The 23,596-nt window shown below is 74.3% G+C and carries 19 protein-coding genes; 5 read left to right on the forward strand and 14 right to left on the reverse strand.

The window, feature by feature from the left end; translation table 11 throughout:
- Nucleotides 1-232: 232 nt before the first annotated feature.
- Together ACIG3E_RS02010 and ACIG3E_RS02015 are read right to left on the reverse strand one after the other, a co-directional pair.
- Complete coding sequence (locus tag ACIG3E_RS02010; protein WP_399610056.1) at nucleotides 233-1,141, reverse strand: helix-turn-helix domain-containing protein; 909 nt, start codon at nucleotides 1,139-1,141, stop codon at nucleotides 233-235.
- A complete protein-coding gene (locus ACIG3E_RS02015) occupies nucleotides 1,138-1,929 on the reverse strand; it encodes a peptidoglycan-binding protein (RefSeq protein ID WP_399610058.1) in 792 nt (263 codons plus the stop codon). Before ACIG3E_RS02015 ends, ACIG3E_RS02010 begins: the two co-directional genes overlap by 4 nt.
- Nucleotides 1,930-2,225: 296 nt before the next feature.
- On the opposite strand from ACIG3E_RS02015, the gene ACIG3E_RS02020 reads away from it, so the two are divergent.
- Nucleotides 2,226-2,618, forward strand: coding sequence for a hypothetical protein (locus ACIG3E_RS02020; protein WP_399610061.1), 393 nt, complete (start codon nucleotides 2,226-2,228; stop codon nucleotides 2,616-2,618).
- A gap of 8 nt (nucleotides 2,619-2,626) precedes the next feature.
- On the opposite strand, the gene ACIG3E_RS02025 is transcribed toward ACIG3E_RS02020, so the two are convergent.
- From ACIG3E_RS02025 to ACIG3E_RS02040, 4 genes are all read right to left on the reverse strand, one after another.
- The gene (locus tag ACIG3E_RS02025) at nucleotides 2,627-3,319 is read right to left on the reverse strand and encodes a response regulator (protein ID WP_399610063.1); all 693 of its coding nucleotides are present in this window, start codon (nucleotides 3,317-3,319) and stop codon (nucleotides 2,627-2,629) included.
- A complete protein-coding gene (locus tag ACIG3E_RS02030) occupies nucleotides 3,316-4,476 on the reverse strand; it encodes a sensor histidine kinase (RefSeq protein WP_399610066.1) in 1,161 nt (386 codons plus the stop codon). The genes ACIG3E_RS02025 and ACIG3E_RS02030 overlap by 4 nt, the downstream gene beginning before the upstream one ends.
- A gap of 467 nt (nucleotides 4,477-4,943) precedes the next feature.
- Nucleotides 4,944-5,477, reverse strand: a complete 534-nt coding sequence (locus tag ACIG3E_RS02035) for a DUF3017 domain-containing protein (protein ID WP_399610067.1) — start codon at nucleotides 5,475-5,477, stop codon at nucleotides 4,944-4,946.
- Nucleotides 5,478-5,493: 16 nt separating this feature from the next.
- Nucleotides 5,494-6,351, reverse strand: coding sequence for a bifunctional methylenetetrahydrofolate dehydrogenase/methenyltetrahydrofolate cyclohydrolase (locus tag ACIG3E_RS02040; protein ID WP_172385272.1), 858 nt, complete (start codon nucleotides 6,349-6,351; stop codon nucleotides 5,494-5,496).
- Nucleotides 6,352-6,599: 248 nt separating this feature from the next.
- Here ACIG3E_RS02040 and ACIG3E_RS02045 point away from each other — a divergent pair, with 248 nt between their 5' ends.
- Nucleotides 6,600-7,232 carry an RDD family protein gene (locus ACIG3E_RS02045; protein WP_399610069.1) on the forward strand — a complete coding sequence of 211 codons (633 nt, stop codon included), beginning with the start codon at nucleotides 6,600-6,602 and terminating at the stop codon, nucleotides 7,230-7,232.
- 74 nt (nucleotides 7,233-7,306) lie between these two features.
- Here the strand turns inward: ACIG3E_RS02045 and purH are convergent, their stop codons facing one another.
- Complete coding sequence (gene purH, locus ACIG3E_RS02050) at nucleotides 7,307-8,902, reverse strand: bifunctional phosphoribosylaminoimidazolecarboxamide formyltransferase/IMP cyclohydrolase (protein ID WP_399610071.1); 1,596 nt, start codon at nucleotides 8,900-8,902, stop codon at nucleotides 7,307-7,309.
- Complete coding sequence (gene purN / locus ACIG3E_RS02055) at nucleotides 8,899-9,573, reverse strand: phosphoribosylglycinamide formyltransferase (RefSeq protein WP_399610074.1); 675 nt, start codon at nucleotides 9,571-9,573, stop codon at nucleotides 8,899-8,901. The genes purH and purN overlap by 4 nt, the downstream gene beginning before the upstream one ends.
- Nucleotides 9,574-9,806: 233 nt before the next feature.
- Between purN and ACIG3E_RS02060 the strand changes: the two genes are divergently transcribed.
- Nucleotides 9,807-10,688, forward strand: coding sequence for a hypothetical protein (locus ACIG3E_RS02060; RefSeq protein WP_399610077.1), 882 nt, complete (start codon nucleotides 9,807-9,809; stop codon nucleotides 10,686-10,688).
- Between the two features lie 607 nt (nucleotides 10,689-11,295).
- On the opposite strand, the gene ACIG3E_RS02065 is transcribed toward ACIG3E_RS02060, so the two are convergent.
- A complete protein-coding gene (locus tag ACIG3E_RS02065; protein ID WP_399610078.1) occupies nucleotides 11,296-13,149 on the reverse strand; it encodes a DUF6350 family protein in 1,854 nt (617 codons plus the stop codon).
- 107 nt (nucleotides 13,150-13,256) lie between these two features.
- Between ACIG3E_RS02065 and ACIG3E_RS02070 the strand changes: the two genes are divergently transcribed.
- Complete coding sequence (locus ACIG3E_RS02070; RefSeq protein WP_399610081.1) at nucleotides 13,257-14,375, forward strand: helix-turn-helix domain-containing protein; 1,119 nt, start codon at nucleotides 13,257-13,259, stop codon at nucleotides 14,373-14,375.
- Between the two features lie 61 nt (nucleotides 14,376-14,436).
- Here ACIG3E_RS02070 and sucD read toward each other — a convergent pair whose 3' ends face one another.
- The 5 genes from sucD to ACIG3E_RS02095 form a co-directional block, all read right to left on the reverse strand.
- A complete protein-coding gene (sucD, locus tag ACIG3E_RS02075; RefSeq protein ID WP_138961382.1) occupies nucleotides 14,437-15,321 on the reverse strand; it encodes a succinate--CoA ligase subunit alpha in 885 nt (294 codons plus the stop codon).
- Between the two features lie 20 nt (nucleotides 15,322-15,341).
- A complete protein-coding gene (gene sucC, locus ACIG3E_RS02080) occupies nucleotides 15,342-16,520 on the reverse strand; it encodes an ADP-forming succinate--CoA ligase subunit beta (RefSeq protein WP_399610084.1) in 1,179 nt (392 codons plus the stop codon).
- A gap of 429 nt (nucleotides 16,521-16,949) precedes the next feature.
- Nucleotides 16,950-18,164, reverse strand: coding sequence for a VWA domain-containing protein (locus ACIG3E_RS02085; RefSeq protein WP_399610760.1), 1,215 nt, complete (start codon nucleotides 18,162-18,164; stop codon nucleotides 16,950-16,952).
- A gap of 197 nt (nucleotides 18,165-18,361) precedes the next feature.
- Entirely contained in the window at nucleotides 18,362-20,809 is a 2,448-nt protein-coding gene (locus ACIG3E_RS02090; protein WP_399610087.1) for a DUF5682 family protein, read from the reverse strand.
- Nucleotides 20,806-21,960, reverse strand: a complete 1,155-nt coding sequence (locus ACIG3E_RS02095; protein ID WP_399610089.1) for an AAA family ATPase — start codon at nucleotides 21,958-21,960, stop codon at nucleotides 20,806-20,808. Before ACIG3E_RS02095 ends, ACIG3E_RS02090 begins: the two co-directional genes overlap by 4 nt.
- Nucleotides 21,961-22,162: 202 nt before the next feature.
- Here ACIG3E_RS02095 and ACIG3E_RS02100 point away from each other — a divergent pair, with 202 nt between their 5' ends.
- A complete protein-coding gene (locus tag ACIG3E_RS02100) occupies nucleotides 22,163-23,596 on the forward strand; it encodes an SWIM zinc finger family protein (RefSeq protein ID WP_399610092.1) in 1,434 nt (477 codons plus the stop codon).

A 23,596-nucleotide genomic window follows, 5' to 3' on the forward strand; every position in this document is an offset into this window, starting at 1 on the left:
CAGGTCGTCGCGCAGCCGTTGCGGGCCCCGCACACCGTTGCGGAATGGTCACTTCCGTGCCACAGGGGACCGGCCGCCCTTGAAGCGAAGATGGCGTGTCCACGACGCTTGAGGCACACGGCGAGCGCGCATCCCGCTCCCGGACGTACGGCGGCGCCCGTCCTCCCACGGGGGAGAGGACGGGCGCCGTCCTGCACCATCGAAGCGGCTTCGAGCTGGTGCTTCTTGGTACTCAGCCGGAGAAGCAGGTCTTCTTCGCGGTGCTCGCGAACGTCACGCACACCCGCGTCGACGCCGGGTCGGCGCCCTTGAGCGCCGTCATGGACGTGGCCAGATACCGACGGGCGTCCCCGGCCTCGTCCGCCCGCACCTCCTTCGCCCGCGCGCCCGGCAGCGAGACCACCACGCGGTCGCCAGGAAGGAGCCCGGTCGCCCGTGCCCACACCGCGTCGCACGCCTTGCCCACGCGCAGTTCGACCCGGCGCCCCGGGGCGAAGGAGCGGGTGGCGAGCGACACCACCTGCCCCGGCCCGCCGCAGCCCATCCGCTGCGGCTGCTCGCCCTCGCACGCCGCGCCGACGCAGCGCGGCTCGTACGGACCGGGCGCGGGCTCGGTCGCCACGTGGCTCCGCCGGTCGCCCTCACCCGTGGCGGCGAGCCCGGCCGTCACACCGCCCGCGACCACCGCGACGGCGGCGATCCCGAGCGCGAGCACGGTCCAGCGGCGCCGCCCGCCCGTGGCCCCGCCCCACGCGGCTCCGGCAGGACCGGCAGGACCGGCAGGACCGAGGAGCGTGCCGGGGGCCTCCGCCGCCCGGCCTGCGGCGGGCCGGTCCCCCTCGCCCGCCCCGTCCCCCCGCGCCGACCGCCCGCTCCACGCCGCGTCCGCGAGGTCCCACAGCGCGAGCAGGCGGCCCGGCGGTTCGTCGGCGAGCGCGCACAGCGCGAGGACGGCCGTGCGCGGCACGGGCTTCTTGCCGTTGAGGTACCGCTCCCAGGACGACTTGCTGTACGCGGTCCTGCGGCCGAGGGCCTCCAGGCTCAGCCCCGTGCGCTCGCGCAGCTCCCGCAGGGCCTCGGCCAGCGGCAGACACGCGGGCGGCGGAGCCGACGGCCCGCCCCGTTCCCCGCGCCCCTTCACTTGCGCAGCGCTCCCCAGGTGTCCGGGCCGACGATCCCGTCGGCCACCAGGTCCCGCGCGCGCTGGAAGCGCTTGACGGCGGCCTTCGTCCCGTCGCCGTACGCCCCGTCGACCTTTCCGGCGCCGAAGCCGTGCGCCCTCAGCAGGCACTGCACCTCGACGACCTCCCAGCCGCTGCTCCCCCGGTCGAGGATCGCGGTGGCCGTCGTCGCGTACCCGGCGTACCGCACGCCGTCGGCGCGGCCCTCCTCGCACGAGTACGTCCGCCTCTGCGCGTACGAGAACACGCCGCGCCCCGTGTCGCCCTCGTCCTCCGTGAACGCCCACCCGGCGAGCAGGCCGCCCGCGAACGCGACGGCCACCGCGAGCACAAGGGCGGCCAGCGCGGACCGCAGCCGCACGGTGCGCCCCGCGGGCGGCGCGGCCGGGCCCGGCGGGCCGGGCGGCTCACTCGCACGTGTCACCGGCCCGGCGGCGGCCGCGGGCTCCGCCGCCTCGGCCCCGCTGTCCCGCGGCTCCTCGGGCCCGTCCGCAGCCCGTGCCACCTCGTGCAGGACGAGCAGCCGGGTCGGATCCGCGCCGCACACCTGCGCCAGCTCCTCGACCGCCGCACGCGGCACGGGCTTCTTGCCGTTCAGATACCGCTCCCACGAGGAGCCGCTGTACGACGTCTTGGCGCCGAGCGACGCCAGGCTGAGCCCACTGTGGTCCTTCATCCGCCGTAACTGGACGAGGAGCTGGCGCTCCTGCTCTCCCAGCTGCGCGGGCAGCTCTTTCCAACGCGGCATGGTGTCCCCCGGACGCGTCGCAAGGTTCCCCGGGCGCATCGCCCCTTGTGTTCCGAAAGACGGCGGATGCACCAATTCCAGTTCCCCGGCGGCCTTTTCACGCGTTCGAACAAGCCACTTCCGCCGCGTCCCACGTCCCACGCCCGCGCCCCCGGCCGACGCTCCGCCGCAGCTCAGCGGGTGGGACATCCCAAGGACACCCACCGGGACCAGCCGCTCTCGCTGTTGACCGATTCCGCTCGGCACAGTCGAGAACACCGCATCTCGCGGCACCACATCCACGGGGGAGAACACCCATGACCAGCACCTCACGCATACCGTCCGGCACCTCGGACACCGGCTGGGGCCGCAGGGCCCGGACCCGCGTCCGGGCCGCCGCCTTCGGCCTCGCCGCGACCGCCCTCCTGGGCGGCGGCCTCGCCCTCAGCCCGGACGCGGCCGCCGCGCCCGACCGGGGCCCGGCCGCCGTCGTCCGGTCCGAGGCCGCCCCGCAGGGCACCGCGCCCGCCTGCGTCCAGCGGTCCGTCAACGGGCGCTCCGCCACCGCCACCAACAACTGCGGCCGCGTCATGCGCGTGAAGATCGTCGTCAAGCACGGCCCCGACTCGCGCTGCCACTCGCTCAAGCACCGCGCCTGGGCGCGCCACAGCTGGCCCTTCGGCTCCTACGACAAGACCGTGACCTGCTGATCGACGGGTCAGAGGGCCTGGTCGCCCGGGGTGACCAGGCCCGACTCATAGGCCATCACCACGGCCTGGGCCCTGCTGTCGATGTCCAGCTTGTTCATCGTGCGGTTCAGATGCGTCTTGACGGTCGCCTCGCTGATGTACAGGCGGTCCGCTATGTCGGCGTTCGACAGGCCGCGCGCTATCAGCCGGAGCACCTCAAGCTCCCGGCCCGTCAGGGACTCAAGGCCCGGCGGCGACTCGGCCCCCACCAGCGGGGTGCTCCCGGGCCGCGAGGCGAACGCCTCCACGAGTCGGCGTGTGACGCTCGGCGCGAACAGCGCGTCGCCGCTGCCCACCGCCGCCACCGCGGCCAGCAGCCGCTCCGGCCCCGAGTCCTTGAGCAGGAACCCGGACGCGCCCGCGCGCAGCGCCCCGTACACGTACTCGTCGAGGTCGAAGGTGGTCAGGACCAGGACGCGCGGCGCCGGGTCGGGGGCCGCGGCCAGGATGCGCTCGGTGGCCGTGATGCCGTTCATGCCGGGCATCCGGATGTCCATGAGGATCACGTCGGGCCGGGTCGCCGCGGCCAGCTCCACGGCCTCCGCGCCGTCGCCCGCCTCGCCGACCACCTCGATGCCGGACGCGGCCCGCAGCACACCGACGAGCCCGGCGCGGATGAGGAACTGGTCGTCCACGACAAGCACCCTGATGTGTGGGGTCATTCGGTGGTGTCGTCTCCCGGCGGTGCGGCCCGCGCGGACGTGGGCAGAGTCAGCCTGACGGCGAACCCCCCGGTGCTGCGCGGCCCTATGCTGATCGTTCCGCCGTAGAGCTTGGCCCGCTCACGCATGCCAATCAAGCCATGTCCCCGCCCTCGGCCCACTCTGGCCTGAATCACCCCCTCCCCGTCGTCGGTGACGGAGACCTCGATGTGGTCGCGGTGATAGTGCAGTTCGACGACGGCGCTCGCCTGCCGCGCGTGCTTCAAGACGTTCGTGAGCGCCTCCTGCACCACCCGGTACGCGCACAGCTCCACGCCGGGCGCGATGGGCCGGGGCGTCCCGACGACCCGGAACTCCACGGGCACGCCGCCCGCCCTGACCCGCTCCGTCATCTCCCCGATGCGGGCGAGCCCCGGCATCGGGGCGTCCGGCGCCTCCTCGCCGTCCTCCTGCGCCCGCAGCACCCGCAGCATGCGCCGCATCTCCTCAAGGGCTTCGGCGCTGGTGCCGGATATGGTGCCGAGCGCGGTGCGCGCGGTCTTCGCGTCGGAGTCGAAGACGAACTTCGCGAGGCCCGCCTGCACGGAGATCACCGACATGTGGTGGGCGACCACGTCGTGCAGCTCCCGCGCGATGCGGCCGCGCTCCTCCACCACGGCGTGGCGGGCCTTCTCCTGGTGCTCGGCCCGCGTCCTGCGGGCGAGCTCGGCGGAGCGGCGCGCCAGATAGCCCATGCGCCACACCATGCCGTTGAAGCAGATGCACTGGGCCACGACGGAGGGGATGAAGGAGTCGTCCATGGTCAGCAGGGAGCCGAAGGCCCACAGGGCGGCGAGCAGGACCGCGAGCACACCGGAGACCCGCGTCGGCCGCAGCAGGGAGACCGTGTAGAGGCACAGCAGCGGCCCGAAGGACGTCACGACGGGCCAGTAGCCCGCGATGATGTAGACGACCCAGACGCAGTACGTCACCAGGCAGACGGTGATCGGCGCCTTGGAGCGGGCCAGCGTCGGCAGGATGACGAGCACGCCGAGCCCGTAGCCCCGCGCGTCGAGCGGGGTGAACCCTATGCCGTTCGCGCTCGGCCCGATCAGCACCAGCGCCACGACCTGCCCGAGTGCGAGCAGGAGGTCGGCGGTGAACGGGCGGAGTCGCATCGCCGCAGCGTAACGCGCGTCTCGCGAAGCCACGTCAACCCGTCGTCGTACCGCGGAAGTTGTAGCTGACGGGCAGCTGCGCCCTGCGGCGTAGCCGAACGTCAACCTCGGACAGGACGACGCGGGGCACCCGCCGCCCGTAGTTTCTTGCTTCAGCACCACCGCCCGAGTCGCCCAGACGACACGGCGCGCACGGGGGAAGGAGGCGCGGACCTGCTGGCGGGGGGAAACAGCGAGCAGGTCCGCACCTCACAACGACACACCACAACAGCACACCACAGCAGCAGCCAGAGCGGCAGCGACACAGACCACTGAGGTCGAGGCTTCGTGCACGGGGGCGCGCACGGGGGAACGGGCCCTCGGCCGCGAGCACCACCCTGCCCCACGGCCGACGGCCCGTACTCTCCTGGCGAGTACGGGCCGTCGGTGTGTCCGGGCCGCGCGACCGGGCCGCCGCGCGCGCCCGGCTAGCTGCTGATCGTGAAGTGCAGCGTGTCGTCCAGGAACGGGATCACCAGCCACGGATCGGGCTGCGCCATCATCGCGAGGAGCACGATGGCGAGGCCGAGGATCCCGTACGTCACCATGTCGGTGAACCGCGAGCGCACCGCCAGCATGCCGACGCCCGGCAGCGTCCAGCGCATCACGGCGCCCGCGAGCAGCCCGAGCCCGACCAGTATCGTCCCCACCCGGAAGACGTCGAACGCGGTCAGGAGCAGCCCGAGGGCGACCACCGACACGACCACGAGCAGCGGCCACTGCCGCGCGGGCGCGGGCGCGTCCCCCGGCGCGGCCCGGCCGCCGCCCTCGGGCCGCGCGGTGTCCCGCGTGAACAGCGGGAAGCGCCGCGACGTCTTGCGCGGCACCCCGTCGGGCCCGGGGGCGCTCACCGTGCCCTTGGCGGTGGGCTGCTCCGACGGCTCCCCGGAAGCCCCGGCCTCCGGCCCCTCGGTTCCCGTCCCGGCCCCGGCGCCGGTCCCGTCCTTGGCGTCAGCACTCATGGCGGCCACTCCCGGCTCAGCCCGCGGCACCGCGCTCGGCGGCCTCGACCACGTTCACCAGGAGCTGGGCGCGCGTCATCGGGCCCACGCCGCCCGGGTTGGGCGACAGCCATCCGGCGACCTCGGCGACGCCGGGGTGCACATCGCCGACGATCTTCCCGCTCTCGTCCCGGGACACGCCGACGTCGAGCACGGCCGCGCCGGGCTTCACGTCCTCCGGCTTGACCAGGTGCGGCACGCCCGCGGCGGCCACGATGATGTCCGCGCGGCGCAGGTGCGACGCCAGGTCACGGGTGCCGGTGTGGCACTGCGTCACCGTCGCGTTCTCCGACTTGCGGGTGAGCAGCAGCGGCATCGGGCGCCCGATGGTGACGCCGCGTCCGACGACCACGACCTCCGCGCCCTTGATCTCCACGTCGTGCTGCCGAAGGAGCCGGATGATCCCGTACGGCGTGCACGGCAGCGGCGCCGGTTCGTTCAGGACGAGGCGGCCCAGGTTCGTCGGGTGCAGCCCGTCCGCGTCCTTGGCCGGGTCCATCAGCTCCAGGACGCGGTTCTCGTCGATGCCCTTGGGCAGCGGCAGCTGCACGATGTAGCCGGTGCAGGCCGGATCCTCGTTCAGCTCGCGGACCACCGCCTCGATCTCCTCCTGCGAGGCGGTCGCGGGCAGTTCGCGCTGGATGGAGGCGATGCCCACCTGCGCGCAGTCGCGGTGCTTGCCCGCGACGTACTTCTGGCTGCCGGGGTCCTCGCCGACGAGGATGGTGCCGAGTCCGGGCGTGACGCCCTTTTCCTTCAGGGCCGCCACACGGGCGGCCAGTTCGGACTTGATCGCTGCTGCGGTGGCCTTGCCATCGAGAATCTGGGCGGTCATGTTCCCATCCTCCCGGATGAGCACGCCCGCGGACCAATCCGGGGCACCCGGACGCTGCCGCGTTCGCAGTCGCGTTGCACTCGCACAACGCTCGGTGAACGCGGCTGGACAAACAAGCGGGCGCTGAAGAACGATGAGCACCACAGTGCCGCGGCCGGTGTCGGGGGGACCGACGCATCTGTGAACGTTCCTCCGTGCGTGCCGTGACGTCCCCGCACTCCCCGCTCCGACCGGAGGAACACCCCAGCATGAGCACGCCGCCGCCCAACCCCTACGGCCAGCAGCCCCAGCAGCCCGGCCACGGCCCCGGATACGGCTACCCGCAGCAGGCCCCCCAGGGCGTCCCGCCGCAGCAGGGCGGCTACCCCGGGCAGCACTACGCCCCGTACCCGCAGCCCCAGCCCGGCCAGGCGCCCTACGGCGCGTACCCGCAAGCGGCGGGGTACGGCATGGGCCACGACGGCCGCCCGGAGCTGGCGCACTGGGGCCTGCGGGTGGGCGCGACCCTGCTGGACGGCCTGATCACGATCGCGCCGCTGTACCTGATCGTGGGGCTCGCCGTCGGCATCGGCGGCGAGGACATGACCGCGGGCGCCTCCCTCGTCTCGGTGGCCGCCCTCGTCTACACGATCTTCATGGGCTTCTACCAGATCCACCTGGAGGGCAAGACCGGCCAGACGATAGGCAAGCGCGTCGTCGGCATCCGCGTCCTGCGCGAGGCCGACGGCCGCTTCCTCGGCTTCGGCATGGCCTTCGTCCGCAAGCTCGCGCACTTCCTCGACAGCATCCCCTGCTACATCGGCTACCTGTGGCCGCTGTGGGACGACAAGAAGCAGTGCTTCGCCGACAAGGTGTGCGGCACGGTCGTCATCAAGGGCTGAGCCGGTACGTGCACGGCGCGGGCGCCGCACCCCCTCGCAGGGGTGCGGCGCCCGCGCCGTTCGCCCGTCTGGGCTCAGTGGAAGAAGTGCCGCGTGCCCGTGAAGTACATCGTCACGCCCGCCTTCTTCGCCGCCTCCACCACCAGCTCGTCGCGGACCGAACCGCCCGGCTGGACCACGGCCTTGACACCCGCGGCGGTCAGGACCTCCAGGCCGTCGGGGAAGGGGAAGAAGGCGTCGGACGCGGCGTACGCGCCGCGGGCGCGCTCCTCGCCCGCGCGCTCGACCGCGAGCTTCGCGGAGTCCACGCGGTTGACCTGGCCCATGCCGACGCCGACGGAGGCGCCGTCCTTGGCGAGCAGGATCGCGTTGGACTTCACCGCCCGGCAGGCGCGCCAGGCGAAGGCGAGCTCGGCAAGCTCGCCCGGGGACAGCGCGTCACCGGTCGCGAGGGTCCAGCTGGCGGGGTCGTCGCCGTCGGCCTGGAGGCGGTCGGTGACCTGGAGCAGCGCGCCGCCGTCGATCGGCTTGACCTCGACGGGCGCGGCGGGCGCCTGCGGGGCGCGCAGGACGCGGATGTTCTTCTTCTTGGTCAAGGCCTCAAGGGCGCCGTCCTCGAAGTCCGGCGCCACGATGACCTCGGTGAAGATGTCGGCGACCTGCTCCGCCATCTCCTTGGTCACCGGCCGGTTGACGGCGATGACGCCGCCGAACGCGGACAGCGGGTCGCAGGCGTGCGCCTTGCGGTGCGCCTCGGCCACGTTGCCGCCGATCGCGATGCCGCACGGGTTGGCGTGCTTGATGATCGCCACACACGGGTCGTCGTGGTCGTACGCGGCCCGGCGCGCGGCGTCCGTGTCCGTGTAGTTGTTGTACGACATCTCCTTGCCGTGCAGCTGCTCCGCCTCGGCGAGGCCGCCGCGGCCATCGGTGTAGAGGGCGGCCTTCTGGTGCGGGTTCTCGCCGTAGCGCAGCTGGTTCTTCAGGTCGAAGGCGGCGCCGACGAAGGCCGGGAAGCGCTCGTCGGCCTCCGGCGCGGTCTCCAGGAACCAGTTGGCGACCGCGATGTCGTACGCGGCCGTGTGCTGGAACGCCTCGGCGGCAAGCGCGCGGCGCGTCGCGAAGTCGAAGCCGCCCGCGCGGACCGCGGCGAGCAGGTCGCCGTACCGGGAGGGGCTCGTGACCACGGCGACCGACGGGTGGTTCTTGGCGGCGGCGCGGACCATCGAGGGGCCGCCGATGTCGATCTGCTCGACGCACTCGTCGACGCTCGCGCCGGACGCCACGGTCTCGCGGAACGGGTAGAGGTTCACCACGACCAGGCCGAACGGCTCCACGCCGAGCTCCTGGAGCTGCTTGCGGTGCGCCTCAAGACGCAGGTCGGCGAGGATGCCCGCGTGCACGCGCGGGTGCAGCGTCTTGACCCGGCCGTCCAGGCACTCGGGGAAGCCCGTGAGCTCCTCGACCTTGGTGACGGGGACGCCCGCGGCGGCGATCCGCGCGGCGGTCGACCCGGTCGACACCAGCTCGACGCCGGCCTCGTGCAGGCCACGCGCGAGGCCTTCCAGGCCGGTCTTGTCGTACACGCTGATCAGCGCGCGGCGGATGGGCCGCTGGTCGGCCCCCGCGGTGCTGGGGGGTGTCTGGGGCGTCGTACCTTCGGCGGTCACGGGATAACTACCTTTCGTCCCTCGATGCTGTAGCCGTCGCGGGCGAGGCGTCCCACGACGTCGACGAGCAGGCTTCGCTCGATGTCCTTGATGCGCTCGTGCAGAGCGCTCTCGTCGTCCTCGTCCCTGACCTCCACCACGCCCTGCGCGATGATCGGGCCGGTGTCGACGCCGTCGTCGACGAAGTGGACGGTGCAGCCGGTGACCTTCGCGCCGTACGCGAGCGCGTCGCGGACGCCGTGGGCCCCCGGAAAGCTGGGCAGCAGCGCGGGGTGCGTGTTGACCGTGCGCCCGCCGAACCGCGCGAGGAACTCCTTGCCGACGATCTTCATGAATCCGGCGGAGATCACCAGGTCCGGCGCGTACGCGGCCGTGGCCTCGGCGAGCGCGGCGTCCCAGGCCTCCCGGCTCTCGTAGTCCTTCACCCGGCACACGAACGTCGGCAGGCCCGCGCGCTCGGCGCGCTCCAGGCCCGCGATGCCGGTGCGGTCGGCGCCGACGGCCACGACCTCGGCGCCGTAGGCGTCGGCTCCGTGCTCCGCGATGGCGTCGAGCAGTGCCTGGAGATTCGTGCCTGATCCGGAGACCAGCACGACGAGGCGCTTGGCCTTGGCCACGACGGGGCCCTTTCTCGGGAGTGCTCTTTGTACGGTCGTACGAAGGCTTCGCATCCCCCGATACGGGGAACTCTACGAAGCGGCCGACCGTCAGCAACGATACCGGCACACCCGGCGGCCCCTCACGGGACGGGGGCGCGGCCGGAAGGTAGCGTCTGTGGGGGCAGCCGCCCGAACGCCTAGTTGCCTAGCTCCACCACCGAGTTGCCCGGCTCCGCACAGCCGGGCCGCAGAGCACCGCCAGCGCTCTGTGCCAGAGCTCTATACAAGGGGAAGACGCACACCTGATGCCGGACCGCAGCCTCCGCCTCACGCCACCCTTCGCGTCCGCGTACGGACCGACGCACGACGGGCGCCACGGCTCGACACCCGGCCCGGGGGCGGTGCTGCTCCGGGAGGGGCGGCCGGGCGCCTCGTCCCCGGCGCCGGAGGACGAGCGCGACGGCCGGGGCTCGGGTGGCCAGGGCTCTGGCGGGCAGGGCTCCGGCGGGCAGGGCTCTGGGGGGCAGGGCTCCGCGCAGGACGACAACCCGTTCGCGCCGCCGCCCGAGGGCGCGCCCGAGCAGCCCTGGCGCCCCCGGCATCCGGGCGGCTCGGGCTCCGACGAGCAGGGCTCCGGCGGCCACGGCTCCCCGTGGGGCAGCCAGTGGAGCGACCAGCAGCCCGGCCGCTCCTCCGGCGGCTTCGGCGACCGGCCGCGCGGCCAGGGCCAGGACGGCTCCGGCGGGCAGAACGGCCAGGGCGGGCTGCGCTGGGACCCGACCGACCCCGCCCAGCGCCGCGCGCGCTACGCGCTGCTCTCCGGCATGTGGGCCTTCTTCTTCGCGCTCTTCGGCTGGGACTACGTGGCGCTGCTGCTCGGCGCGCTCGGCATGTACTGGGCCATCAGCGCGCTGCGGGCCAAGCCGCGGCGCCCCGACCCGACCGCCGCGGGCGCGGCCCCGCCCGAGCCGCAGGGCCGCGGGTCTCGGCCCCAGACCACGGCGGCCATCAGTGGCCTGGTGACGGCGTCGCTGGCGCTGGTCATGGTCCTCGCGACGTTCGGAGCGCAGCTCATCTACCGGGACTACTACACCTGTCGCGACGACGCGCTCACGGGGGCCTCGCAGCAGGCCTGCGAAGACCTTCTCCCGAAGCAACTCCGCCCCCTCCTAACCGACCGCGACTAACCCCCGGCCCCACGCCCGGCCCCGCCCCGGCCTGACCCGGCCCGGGCCCGGCCCACCCCTCTGCCCCTGCCCCCGGGTCGGCCCCCGCCCAGCACCCTGCCCGGCCCTCTGCCCGGCCTGCCCTCGGCCCTGCCCTCCCCCAGGACCGGCCCCGACGCGTGGAGCCCTGCCCCTGCGCTGCCGAGGCCTGGCGGGCGGCGCCCTCCGCCCCATCCGCTACCGCGGCGGGGGCTCTCCCACCCGCCCGCCCGGAACTCCCCTGCCTTGCGAGGCTGGGCCCCGACGCGGAGCGCCACCGCCCGGTGGGTAGTTCCGCCGCTACCGCGACGGCCTTTCCCACCCACCCACCCGAATCACCCCAGCCTCGCCACCCGAGGCCTCAGGCACGGCGTCCCCAGGCCCAACGCCCCGGGGGGGGCGGGCGGCGGGCCCACCCCGCGCCACGGGGCTCCGCCCAGCCCAAGGCCCACCCCCACCGCTGTGGGCAATCGTCCCGCAGGGCGAGTGGGGCATCCCCTGCTCGAGCGAAGCCGAGAGCTTGGGGAAGGGTGGGCACAGCCCCAGGCGCCGAGCAACCGTTGAACCAGGCCCTGGCCTCAGCCCCGGCTCAGGTTCCCGTTCCAGTTCCGGTTCCGGTTCCGCCCGGAGGGCCCTCGTCGCGCTCCGGCAGGAAGTCGTACGGCTCGAAGAGCGACGGCGGGCCCGGCGGCTCCTCCGCCAAGGGCTCGAAGGATCCGGAAGGCACGGAAGCCTCCGAATCGGACGGCTCAGGCCCGGAGAACCCGGCTTCGGAGGGCTCCCCAGGGACGGCAAGCCCCGACGAGGAGCCCCCAGAAGAGGAGCCCCCGGGCGCCGAAGGCCCAGAGAGGAAGGCCCCGGGAAGAGGGGCCCCAGGGCTGGCGGCCTCAGGCATGGAGGTCCCGGGGAGGGAAGTTCCAGGCAGGGAGGCGCCAGGGTGGGCGGCCTCAGGCAGGGCGGCCCCAGGGCGGGCAGCCCCGGGCAGGGAAGCCCCAGGGTGGGCACCCCCGGGCAGCGAGGCTCCCGGCTGGGAAGCCCCAGGCAGGGAAGCCTCGGGGGGCGTGGCCCGGCGGGGCCAAGGGCGGAGGCGGCCCGCCAGGCGCCCGGCCCGAGGGACCCGTCCCCACCCGGCCCGAGGGCCCCGTACGCGCCACCCCCGCACCCCCAGCGCGACCGGCACCCCCACACCCCCCACCCAAGCGCCCGCCGCAACCCCCGTGAGCCACCCCACAGGCCCGAACTCCGCAAGCTCCCCCACCCCCATCGCGCCCCCGGCCGCCTCCGCGAGCACCCCGCACGCACCCCCGCACCCCACCGCCGCCCCCAGCACCACAAGCACCGTCCGCCCCGCGGACCACGCCTCCTCCCGCTCCCCGTACGCGGGAGCCGCCGCCCCCGCCACGAACCACCCCACCGCGCACCCGGCCACCACCGGCACCACCCCCACCGCCCAGGTGACCGGCGACCCGCCCCCGGCCCCCGGCACCGCCGCGAGCAGCGGGAACTCCGGCAGCAGCGGCGCCGCCCCCGCGCCGAGCGGCCCGACCACGGTCCCCGTACCGAGGACGAACCCGGGCCCGAGCCCGTACGCCGCGCCCCACACCGCCGCGTTCGGCAGCAGCGCGAGCGCGAGCAGGAGTACCGCGAACCGCCCCGACCACACCCCCGTGAGCTCGAGGAACGACCCCCGCACCAGAGGGCCGTGCAGCACCAGCGACACCCCGACGAGCAGCGCGCCCCCGCCCACGAGCAGCACCGTCCCGGCCGCCGCCGCCCGGCAGGCGGCCCGCACCCGGTCCCGTACGAAGAGGCGCCGGACCCCGGCGGGAAGCCGCTCCCCGGCGCGCGTCACCACCCCGGGCAACGGCCCCCGCGGCCGCCCGTGCGCCGTCCACACCCCCGAACCCGCCGCCGCCACCGCGAGCACCGACACGTGCCCCACCGCGCTCGGCCACGACGGCCGCAGCTCACCGCCCGCCGCGTACAGCGTGGCCGCGGACCCCACCAGGAGGTAGCCCGCGACCACGCCCCACCACGCCGCCCGCACCCCCATCGCGCGCCCCTGCGGATCCGCCGCGTCCCGCGCGGCCCGGTGCAGCAGCCAGCACGGCAGGGCGAGCAGCAGCAGCGGGGTCACGCCGACCGGCGCGGGCGCCCCGGACAGCGTCTCGGTGCGGATCAGCTCCGTGCCGTGCGCGAGCAGCCACAGCGACGCGGCGACGTGCAGCGCCCCGTCGGGCCCGCTGTCCGGGTACGGCGAACTGATCCACAGGACCATCACCAGGACCGCGAACGCGCCGAGGCCGAGCCCCGCCGCGATCGCCCCGCCCAGGACTCCCGTGGCGAGCCCTGACGAACCGTCATGCGTCCGCTCCGCCACGGCAGACGCGTTCGGCTGTTCCTGCGGCGGCGGCCACGAGCCGGAGTCGGTGAGGTGAGTCACCCCGCCATGCTCCCAACGACACGCGCTTTCGCGGCGTAACAGGCGAATACCGGATGTGTCGCCCAAGATACGTTTATGTTCTTTTTCGTACGGCGGGACGACGAGCCATGACCCAGAGCCCGGCCTCCCCCAAGCTCTCGGCCCCGTCCGAGCAGGAGGGATCCCCTTCCCTGCCGCCCCCCGAGGAACGCCGCAGGCTCCGCGAGGCGAAGCCGCTGAGCCAGGCCGAGCTCGCCGCCCTCGTGGGCGTCACCCGCGAGACCGTCCGCTCCTGGGAGTCCGGCCGCACCGAGCCCCGCGGCAGCAGACGTACGGCCTACGCGAAGCTCCTGGAGTCCCTCGCGAAATCCGCGGCCCCGCCTCCCGACACCCCGGCCCCCGACGCCCCGGCCGCCGACGAGCAGGCGGAACCCGCGCCCCCGGCCACCGCCGAAGAGGCCTTCGACACCCTCTGCGCCCGCACGGCCCCGGCCCTGCTCCGCCAGACCTACGCCCTCACCGGCCACCGCGCCCTCGCCACCGAGTCCGTCGAGCGCGCCTTCCAGCTCGCCTGGCAGCGCTGGCCCGAGGTCGCCGTGGACCGCGACCCGGCGGGCTGGGTCCGCGCGGCCGCCCACGAATACGCGCTGTCCCCCTGGCACCGCTTCCGCCCCGGCCTGCGGCACCCCGACGCGCCGCCCGCCGACGCCGGTGACCGCGCCGTCCTCGACGCCCTGCTCGGCCTGCCGCCCGCGCAGCGCCGCACCCTGATGCTCTACGACGGCGTCGGGCTCGACCTGCCCGAGACCGCCGCCGAGACGGAGGCCAGCACCCCGACCGCGGCGGGCCGACTGCTCAGCGCCCGCGGGACGGTGGCCGCGCGCCTGCCCGACCTCGGCCTCGCCGACCGGCCCGGGGACCTGGCCGAGCGGCTGACCGCGCTCGGCGGCGCGGAGCGGCTCGTCGTCCCCCGCCCCGCCCGCGTCCGCACCGCGAGCGAACGCCGCGCCCGGCTGTGGACCCGCGCCGCCATCGCCTTCACCGCGCTGATCGTCACCGCCACCGCCCTGACCCTGCGCACGGCCCCCACCCGCTACGAACCGCCCGTGCCCGCGGGCAAGGCCATCAGCGGCGTCCCCCCGCGCATGGGCCCGGGCCCCCTGACCCCCGAGGACGAGACCCTCAAGCAGAAGCTGCGGTCGGCGCCCCACCCCGGCCCGGAGCGCCTCACCCCCAAGGCCTCCTAGGCACAGAAGCGGGCCCGCACCCCCGTCAGGGGTGCGGGCCCGCTTCTGTGGACCGTGGAGGTCAGCCCGCCAGGATCGCCCGGGCCAGCTTCGCCGTCTCGGTGGGGGTCTTGCCGACCTTCACCCCGGCGGCCTCGAGGGCCTCCTTCTTCGCGGCGGCCGTACCGGAGGAGCCGGAGACGATGGCGCCGGCGTGGCCCATCGTCTTGCCCTCGGGCGCGGTGAAGCCCGCGACGTAGCCGACGACCGGCTTGGTCACGTTGGCCTTGATGTAGTCCGCCGCGCGCTCCTCGGCGTCGCCGCCGATCTCACCGATCATCACGATCAGGTCGGTGTCGGGGTCGGCCTCGAACGCGGCCAGGGCGTCGATGTGCGTCGTACCGATGACCGGGTCGCCACCGATGCCGACGGCCGACGAGAAGCCGATGTCCCGCAGCTCGTACATCATCTGGTACGTGAGCGTGCCGGACTTCGAGACCAGGCCGATGCGGCCCGGCTTCGTGATGTCGCCCGGGATGATGCCCGCGTTCGACTGGCCGGGGGTGATCAGACCCGGGCAGTTCGGGCCGATGAGCCGCGTCTTGTTGCCCTTCTCCACGGCGTACGCGTAGAACGCGGCGGAGTCGTGGACGGCGATGCCCTCGGTGATGACGACCGCGAGCGGGATCTCGGCGTCGATGGCCTCGACGACGGCGGCCTTCGCGAAGGCCGGCGGCACGAAGAGGACGGAGACGTTGGCGCCCGTCTTCTCCATCGCCTCGGCGACGGTGCCGAAGACCGGGATCTCGGTGCCGTCGATGTCGACCGTGGTGCCCGCCTTGCGCGGGTTCACGCCGCCGACGACGTTCGTGCCGTCACCCAGCATGAGCTTGGTGTGCTTCATGCCCGTGGCACCGGTCATGCCCTGGACAATGACCTTGGAGTCCTTGTTGAGGAAGATAGCCATGGCTGTTTGGTCCTCGTCCCTTACTTCGCAGCCGCGAGCTCGGCGGCCTTGTCGGCCGCGCCGTCCATGGTGTCCACGCGCTGCACCAGCGGGTGGTTGGCGTCGGAGAGGATCTTGCGACCCAGCTCGGCGTTGTTGCCGTCGAGGCGGACGACGAGCGGCTTCTCGACCTTCTCGCCCTTCTCCTCCAGGAGCGCGAGCGCCTGGACGATGCCGTTGGCGACCTCGTCGCAGGCGGTGATGCCGCCGAAGACGTTGACGAAGACGGACTTGACGGCCGGGTCGCCGAGGATGATCTCCAGGCCGTTCGCCATCACCTGGGCGGAGGCGCCGCCACCGATGTCCAGGAAGTTGGCGGGCTTCACGCCGCCGTGGGCCTCACCGGCGTAGGCGACGACGTCGAGGGTGGACATGACCAGACCCGCGCCGTTGCCGATGATGCCGACCTCGCCGTCGAGCTTGACGTAGTTGAGGTCCTTGGCCTTGGCGGCAGCCTCGAGCGGGTCGGCTGCGGCCTTGTCCTCCAGGGCCTCGTGCTCCGGCTGGCGGAAGTCGGCGTTGGCGTCCAGGGACACCTTGCCGTCCAGGGCCAGGATGTCACCGGAGGCGACCTTGGCCAGCGGGTTGACCTCGACGAGGAGGGCGTCCTCCTTGACGAAGGTGTCCCACAGCGTCACCAGGACGTCGGCGACCTTGTCCGCGACCTCGGCCGGGAACTTGGCGGCCTCGACGATCTCCCGCGCCTTCTCCGGGGTCACGCCCTTGTTGGCGTCGATCGGGGTCTTGGCGACGGCCTCCGGGCGGGTGGCCGCCACCTCCTCGATGTCCATGCCGCCCTCGACGGAGGCGATGGAGAGGAAGGTGCGGTTGGTGCGGTCCAGGAGGAAGGAGACGTAGTACTCCTCCACGATCTCCGGGGCCGTCTCGGCGATCATCACCTTGTGGACCGTGTGGCCCTTGATGTCCATGCCGAGGATGTCCGTGGCGCGAGCGACGGCCTCGTCCGGCGTCGCCGCCAGCTTCACGCCGCCGGCCTTGCCGCGGCCGCCCACCTTCACCTGCGCCTTCACTACCGACTTGCCGCCAAGGCGCCCAGTCGCCGCGCGCGCCGCCTCAGGCGTGTCGATGACTTCACCGGCCAGCACCGGTACACCGTGCTTGGCGAAGAGGTCCCTCGCCTGGTACTCGAACAGGTCCACGCGCGTCCGTCCCTTTTCAGTGATCTCGCGCCGCTGTCGCTAGCGGCTTCAGTCTCTGCGTGCTCTGCGTGGGCGTGCCGCGAAGGGCAACGTGACTGCGCTGTCACAAGGGAGGCGTAGCCGAAGAGTCCGGTACGCGGCATGTCCGTCTCGCAGGTTATCGCCGTGGGACGTGCGTCCCTAAATCGCAGATCACATTTGCGCGGTGATGACGGTCACAGATCGTGCCCGGCGTGGTAGGCGTGCGGGCCCCGAGCGCCCCCTCGGCGCGGCCCCTCACGGCCTCCGGGCCCGGGCGGGCCCCGCCGACAGCGCTCTCGACGGGCCCCACCCGTTCGCTCCCGCGATCATCCGCCGCACGGCGCGCCGCCCCCGCGAGGTCCCGCACACCACCCCCGCCATCCCGCCCGCGAACGGCCGCGCACCCCCTTACCGACGAGTACTACTCCTCTCCGGTATGGGCAGCGGTCGGCGCTCGATCGCCGCGGCCATCACTTCGGGGAAGTGGTCGGGGGTGCAGGCGAACGCCGGCGCGCCGAGGGCGGCGAGCGCGGCCGCGTGGTCGTGGTCGTACGCGGGCGCCCCCTCGTCGGACAGCGCGAGCAGCGTCACGAACTGCACGCCGGAGGCCTTCATGGCCGCGACCCGCTTCAGCATCTCGTTCCGTATCCCGCCCTCGTACAGGTCGGAGATCAGGACCACGACCGTGTCGGCCGGGCGGGCTATCCGGGACTGGCAGTACGCGAGCGCCCGGTTGATGTCGGTGCCGCCGCCGAGCTGGGTGCCGAAGAGCACCTCCACGGGGTCGTCGAGCTGGTCCGTCAGATCGACCACGCTGGTGTCGAACACCACCAGCCGCGTGCTGATCGACCGCATGGACGCGAGGACCGCGCCGAACACCGAGGCGTAGACGACGGACGCCGCCATCGAACCCGACTGGTCGACACAGAGGACGACGTCCTTCTTCACCGCCTGCGAGGCCCGCCCGTACCCGACGAGCCGCTCGGGGACCACGGTCTTGTACTCGGGCAGGTAGTTCTTGAGGTTGGCCGCGATCGTGCGGTTCCAGTCGATGTCGTGATGGCGCGGCCTGCGCACCCGCGCGCTGCGGTCGAGCGCGCCGGTGAGCGTGGCCCGGGCGCGGGTGGCGAGCCGCTTCTCCAGGTCCTCGACGACCTTCCGCACGACCGCTCGCGCGGTGGCCTTCGTCTCCTCCGGCATCGCCTGGTTCAACGAGAGCAGCGTGCCGACCAGATGGACGTCCGCGTCCACCGCCTCCAGCATCTCCGGCTCCAGGAGCAGCGCGGACAGGCCGAGGCGGTCGATCGCGTCGCGCTGCATGACCTGCACCACGGACGACGGGAAGTACGTCCGGATGTCCCCGAGCCAGCGCGCCACGGCGGGCGCCGACGCCCCGAGCCCCGCCGACCGCCCCTGCCCCCGGTCCTTCTTCCCTCTTCCGTTGTTGTAGAGCGAGGACAACGCCCCGTCCATCGCGACGTCCCGCCCCGCCAACGCACACCCCGTCCCGTCCGCCCCACCCCCACCCAACACAAGCCGCCACCGCCGCAACCGCTCTTCCCCCACCCCGCCACCCGCACCTTCTGCCTCCACCACCACGTCCCCGACACCACCGCCGCCCATGCCACCCGGGGCCACACCGCCACCCATGCCCCCGGCGCCGTCCACGCCCTCCGTGGCCTCCGTCCCATCCGCGACCTGCACCGCCGCCACATCGTCCGCGCGCTCCGTGACGTCCATGGCTTCCGCGCCCTTCACACCGTGCGTGCGCTCCGTGGCCTCCCCGACCGCCCCGCCACTCCTGTCTTCCTCAGGTGTCATCAGGCCACCCCCACGAGGCCGTTGTCCCGCACGGCCGTGGCTCGGCTGCTGCCGGAGCCGTTGCCTCGGCCGTCGCCGCGGCCGCCGCCCCAGCCCGTGTCGCCGTCACCGTCGTCTGCGCTTGCGTACACGACACCACCGCCCTTGAGTCGATCGTCCGCGGTTCCGCCCAGTCCCAACAGCAGCCCCACCACCGGCAGGACCGCGTCCGCCCGCTCCCGGTCCAGCTCCTGGGCGAACCCGGGCACCCCGGCGGCGGCCGGGGAAGTGCCCCGGCCGGGGCCCCGCCGCACCAGCTCGCCCAGCGTGCGCCGCACCCCTTCCTCGTACGCGGAGAAGGTCCGCCGCAGCAGCGGCAGTACGTCGACGAACGCCTCGGCCGACACCCCCGTGAGCCACTGGTCGACGAGCCCGAGCAGCCGCTCGTCGTGGACGAGCAGCATGCCGCCGCCCGCGCCCCCGCCGACGAAGCCCTCGATCCACGCGGCCGCCTCCCCGGGCTCGGTCCCCCGGGACAGGGCGAGCCCCATCAACCGCGCGGCCTCCCCCTCCGCCAGCACCCCGTCGTCCATCAACAACCGGGCACACCGCCCCCGGACAACCCCCACGACCCGCTCCCCACCCGCGAGCCCCCGCAACACCCCAAGCCAACGCGCACGCACACCGGCCCCCGCAGGGCGGGACGCGGTCGAAGCCGCCAGCGACCCCAGCAGCCCCACGGCCCCGTGCACCGCGTCCACGCGCTCCCGCATCCGCTCGGCCGCCTCCGCGTCGAGCCCCACACAGGCCGACGGCAGCCCCACGCACACCCGCTCCACGAGCCCGAGCGCCACCTCCCCCAGCGCCCCGGTGTCGGTGCCGCGCACGTCCCCGTACCGCAGGGACCGCACCAGCGCGGGCAGCGCCTCCGCCAAGTGCCCCACGTCCGCGTCCAGGGCCGCCCGGTCGGCCAGCACCCGCATCACCACCGGCAGGGCCGACGGCAGCTCGGCCAGCAGGCACTGCTCCGCCAGGGCCGTGACGTCGGCGAGGGCCTCGGCGCCCACCGCGTCCGCCTCCGCCCTGGCGGTCGCGGCGCTCACCACGGTCGTGCCCCACACCCCCGCCTCGGCGACCCGCACCGACAGCTCCGGCTCCCACCGCAGCCGCCAGGTCTCCCGGAACGTCCCGGTGCTGCCGCGCGACCGCACCCGCTCGCCCCAGCCCACACCGAGCAGCCGCAGCCGGTGCAGCAGCCTGCTGCGCGCCGCGTCGGTGTCCTTGCGCAGGTCGAGCTCCACCTCCCGCTCCAGCGCCTCCGGCTTGAGCCGCAGCTTGCGCTGGAGGCGGCCGAGGTCCCGCTGGAGGGGCACGGCCGGGGCGGACTCCGGCACCTCGCCGAGTACGTCGCCGACGACGAGCCGGTCGTGCACCAGGGCGAGCGGCACGTCCGAGCCGTCGCACATCACGGCCCGTACCGCGTCGGTCGTCTCGGTGAGCCCGGCCAGCGGCCGCCCCCGCATCGAGGCGAGCGTGTCGGCGAGCCGCACCGCCTCGATGACGTGCGCGGACGACACGATCCTGCCCTCCTCCCTGAGCAGCCCCGCGACCCTGGTCAGCCAGCGCTCCACGGGCCGGTCGGGCGCGCCGAACAGATGGCCGTACCAGCCGGGCGAGTCGATGCCCGCCCCGTACCCGCTCCTGCGGGCCAGGCGGCGGTGCGTCCAGGGCACCCACGTCATGTCGACCTTGACCTTCGGCAGGCCCTTGAGCAGCGCCCGGTCCGCGGCCACCGTCGTCCGCTGCCGCAGCGCGGGCACGTGCCACGCCCCGCACACCACGGCGACGCGCTCGCCCCCGAACTCCCGCTGGGCCGCCCGCACTTGCAGCCGCATGTACGCCTCGCGCAGCAGGTCACGGCCCTCACCGCCGCTGCCTGGTGTCTCGCGCAGCGCCCCCATGGCCTCGCCGAGCGCCTCAAACGGGGCGAACGGGTCCGCGCCCGCCCCGCGGTGCTCGACGACGTCCTCCCACCAGCGCTCCGGGTCGTCGTACCCCGCGGCGTCGGCGAGCGTGCCGATGGGGTCCCCCCTGCCCGGCCCCGGCTCGTCCCGCTCCTCGTCGCGGTGCGCGAGCGTGTGCGCGGCCGGGAGGTCCATGAACCGCACCGGCACCCCCCGCCGCACGGCCCACTGGATCGCCACCCACTCCGGCGAGAACTCCGCGAGCGGCCAGAACGCCGACCGGCCCGGCTCGTCCACCACGTGCGCGAGCAGCGCCACCGGCGGCCGCATGTCCTCGTCCACGGCGAGCCGTACGAGGTCGTCGGCCTCCGGCGGGCCCTCGATCAGGACCACGCCCGGCGCCGCCGCGTCGAGCGCGGCCCCCACCGCGCGCGCGGAGCCGGGGCCGTGGTGCCGCACCCCGAGCAGCAGCGGCCCGCCGGCCCGCCCCCTACCGGTGCTCACGCGCTCACCTCGCGGCACGCGCGGTAGAAGTCCTTCCACCCGTCACGCTCGCGCACGACCGCTTCCAGGTACTCCTGCCAGACCACCGCGTCCGCCGCCGGGTCCCGTACGACCGCGCCGAGGATGCCCGCGGCGACGTCACCGGGGCGCAGCACGCCGTCCCCGAAGTGCGCGGCGAGCGCGAGGCCGTTGGTGACCACGGAGATCGCCTCGGCCGTCGAGAGCGTGCCGCTCGGCGACTTGACCTTCGTACGGCCGTCCGCCGTGACGCCGTCGCGCAGCTCGCGGAAGACCGTGACGACGCGGCGGATCTCGTCGATGCCGTCGGGCGCGGCGGGCAACTCCAGGGAGCGCCCGATCTGGTCGACGCGACGCGCGACGATGTCGACCTCGGCGTCGGCGCTCTCCGGCAGCGGAAGCACCACGGTGTTGAAGCGGCGGCGCAGGGCGCTGGACAGGTCGTTGACCCCGCGGTCGCGGTCGTTCGCCGTGGCGATCAGGTTGAAGCCGCGGACGGCCTGCACCTCCTCGCCCAACTCCGGTATGGGCAGGGTCTTCTCCGACAGGATCGTGATCAGCGTGTCCTGGACGTCCGCGGGGATGCGGGTCAGCTCCTCGACCCGGGCCGTCATGCCCTCGGCCATGGCGCGCATCACGGGGCTGGGCACGAGCGCGTCGCGGCTGGGGCCGTGGGCGAGCAGCCGCGCGTAGTTCCACCCGTAGCGAATGGCTTCCTCGGGCGTGCCCGCCGTGCCCTGCACCAGGAGCGTCGAGTCGCCGCTGACCGCCGCGGCGAGGTGCTCGGACACCCAGGTCTTCGCGGTGCCGGGCACGCCGAGCAGCAGTAGGGCGCGGTCGGTGGCGAGCGTGGTGACGGCGACCTCGACGATGCGGCGCGGGCCCACGTACTTGGGCGTGATGACGGTCCCGTCCGGCAGCGTGCCGCCCTGCAGATACGTGGCCACGGCCCAGGGCGAGAGCCGCCAGCGGGCCGGGCGCGGCCGGTCGTCCTGCGCGGCGAGCGCGGCGAGTTCGGCGGCGAAGGCGTCCTCGGCGTGCGGCCGCAGCTCCTGCGTCGCGTGCTCGCCGCCGCCCTCCGCGGGCCTCCTGGACGCGGCGCGTGTGCCGGTCGGTTCCACGGAAACGGTCATGGTGGTCCCCCCTCGAGCTCGGGCATGCGCGAGCCACCCGAAGCGCGCATGCGTCGGCAACGACGCGGCCTCGCCGACGGCTCGGCCGCGATGTGGTTCCACGGTGCACCACGCCACTGACAATCGCCCCCGGCAGGCCTCTGACCTGCATGGATTCCGTCCTCGCGGTTGATTGTCAGTGGCGGGACCTACCGTCGACGACATGACTCAGCAGGGGGTGCGCTGGACGGCGGACCAGGTGCTGGCACTGGCACCTGACGCATCGTCACGCAAGGCGGGAAGCAGGCTCGGCGGCGCCGGGCCGTGGTCGCAGACGGGCAGTTCGGGCGAGGGGGCGGTGTGGGGGCTGTGCAAGGGCAGCGGCAGCAAGCCGTACCAGACGGTGATCGACGTGGCGGACCCGGCGGGCCCCGCGTACAAGTGCAGCTGCCCGAGCCGCAAGTTCCCCTGCAAGCACGCGCTCGGGCTGCTGCTGCTCTGGGCGGGGGCGAGCGGCGCGGCGGGGCCGGGCGGCGCGGCGGGCTCTGAAGGCCCGGCGGACGCGGTGCCGGACGGCGCCGCGCCACCGGACTGGGCACGGCAGTGGCTGGACTCGCGGCGCGCCAGAGCGGAGACGAAGCGAAATCCGGACGCGGCGCCGGAGCGAACGGCCGCCGACCCACAGGCGGCCCGCAAGCGGGCGGAGCGCCGGGCCGAACGCGTCACGGCGGGCGCGACGGAGCTGGAGCGCCGCCTGGCCGACCTGCTGCGCGGCGGCCTTGCCACGGCCGAGCAGTCGGGGTACGGCCTGTGGGAGGAGACGGCCGCCCGCATGGTCGACGCCCAGGCCCCGGGACTGGCCGCGCGGGTGCGGGAGTTGGGCGCCATACCCTCCTCGGGGTCCGGCTGGCCCGCCCGGCTCCTGGAGGAGTGCGCCCTGCTGCACCTGCTCGCCTCGGGCTGGCTGCACCGCGACCGGCTGCCCGCCCCGCTGGCGGCCACGGTCCGCTCCCGCGTCGGCCTGCCCGCACCGGCCCGGGGCGCGCCGGTCCGGGACATGTGGCAGGTCCTCGCCCAGTACGACACGGCGGACAGCAAGCTCACCACGCGCCGCGTGTGGGTGTACGGCGAGCGGTCCGGGCGCACGGCCCTGCTCCTGTCGTACGGGGCTGCGGGCCGCGCCCCCGCCCTCAGCCTGCCGGTCGGCCTGGCCCTGGACGCCGAGCTGGTTCCGTACGCCGTCGACCCGGCGGCACAGGGGCTCCGCGCCGACCTGGGCGAGCAGTTCACCGCCCCGGTCCCCACCACGCACCGCCCGCCGGGCCTGCCCCCGGCAGCGGCGACGGCCCGCTACGGCGAGGCGCTGCGCGACGACCCGTGGCTGGACGCGTGGCCGACGACCCTGGCCCGGGTGATACCGGTCCCGGCCCGCGCCTCCGGCCGGGGCAGCGAGCCTGACGCCGAATGGCAACTGGCCGACGCGGACGGCGACTCGGCCCTGCCCATCTCCCCGTCCGCCGCGTCCCGCTCCGGCCTCTGGCGCCTGGTCGCCCTCTCCGGAGGCGCCCCGCTCACCGTCTTCGGCGAGTGCGGCCATCAGGGCTTCACTCCCCTGGCGGCCTGGGCGGACGGCACGACGGAGACCGTACGGCTGTGA

The organism is Streptomyces sp. NPDC053474, from assembly GCF_044544845.1.
GTDB lineage: Bacteria > Actinomycetota > Actinomycetes > Streptomycetales > Streptomycetaceae > Streptomyces.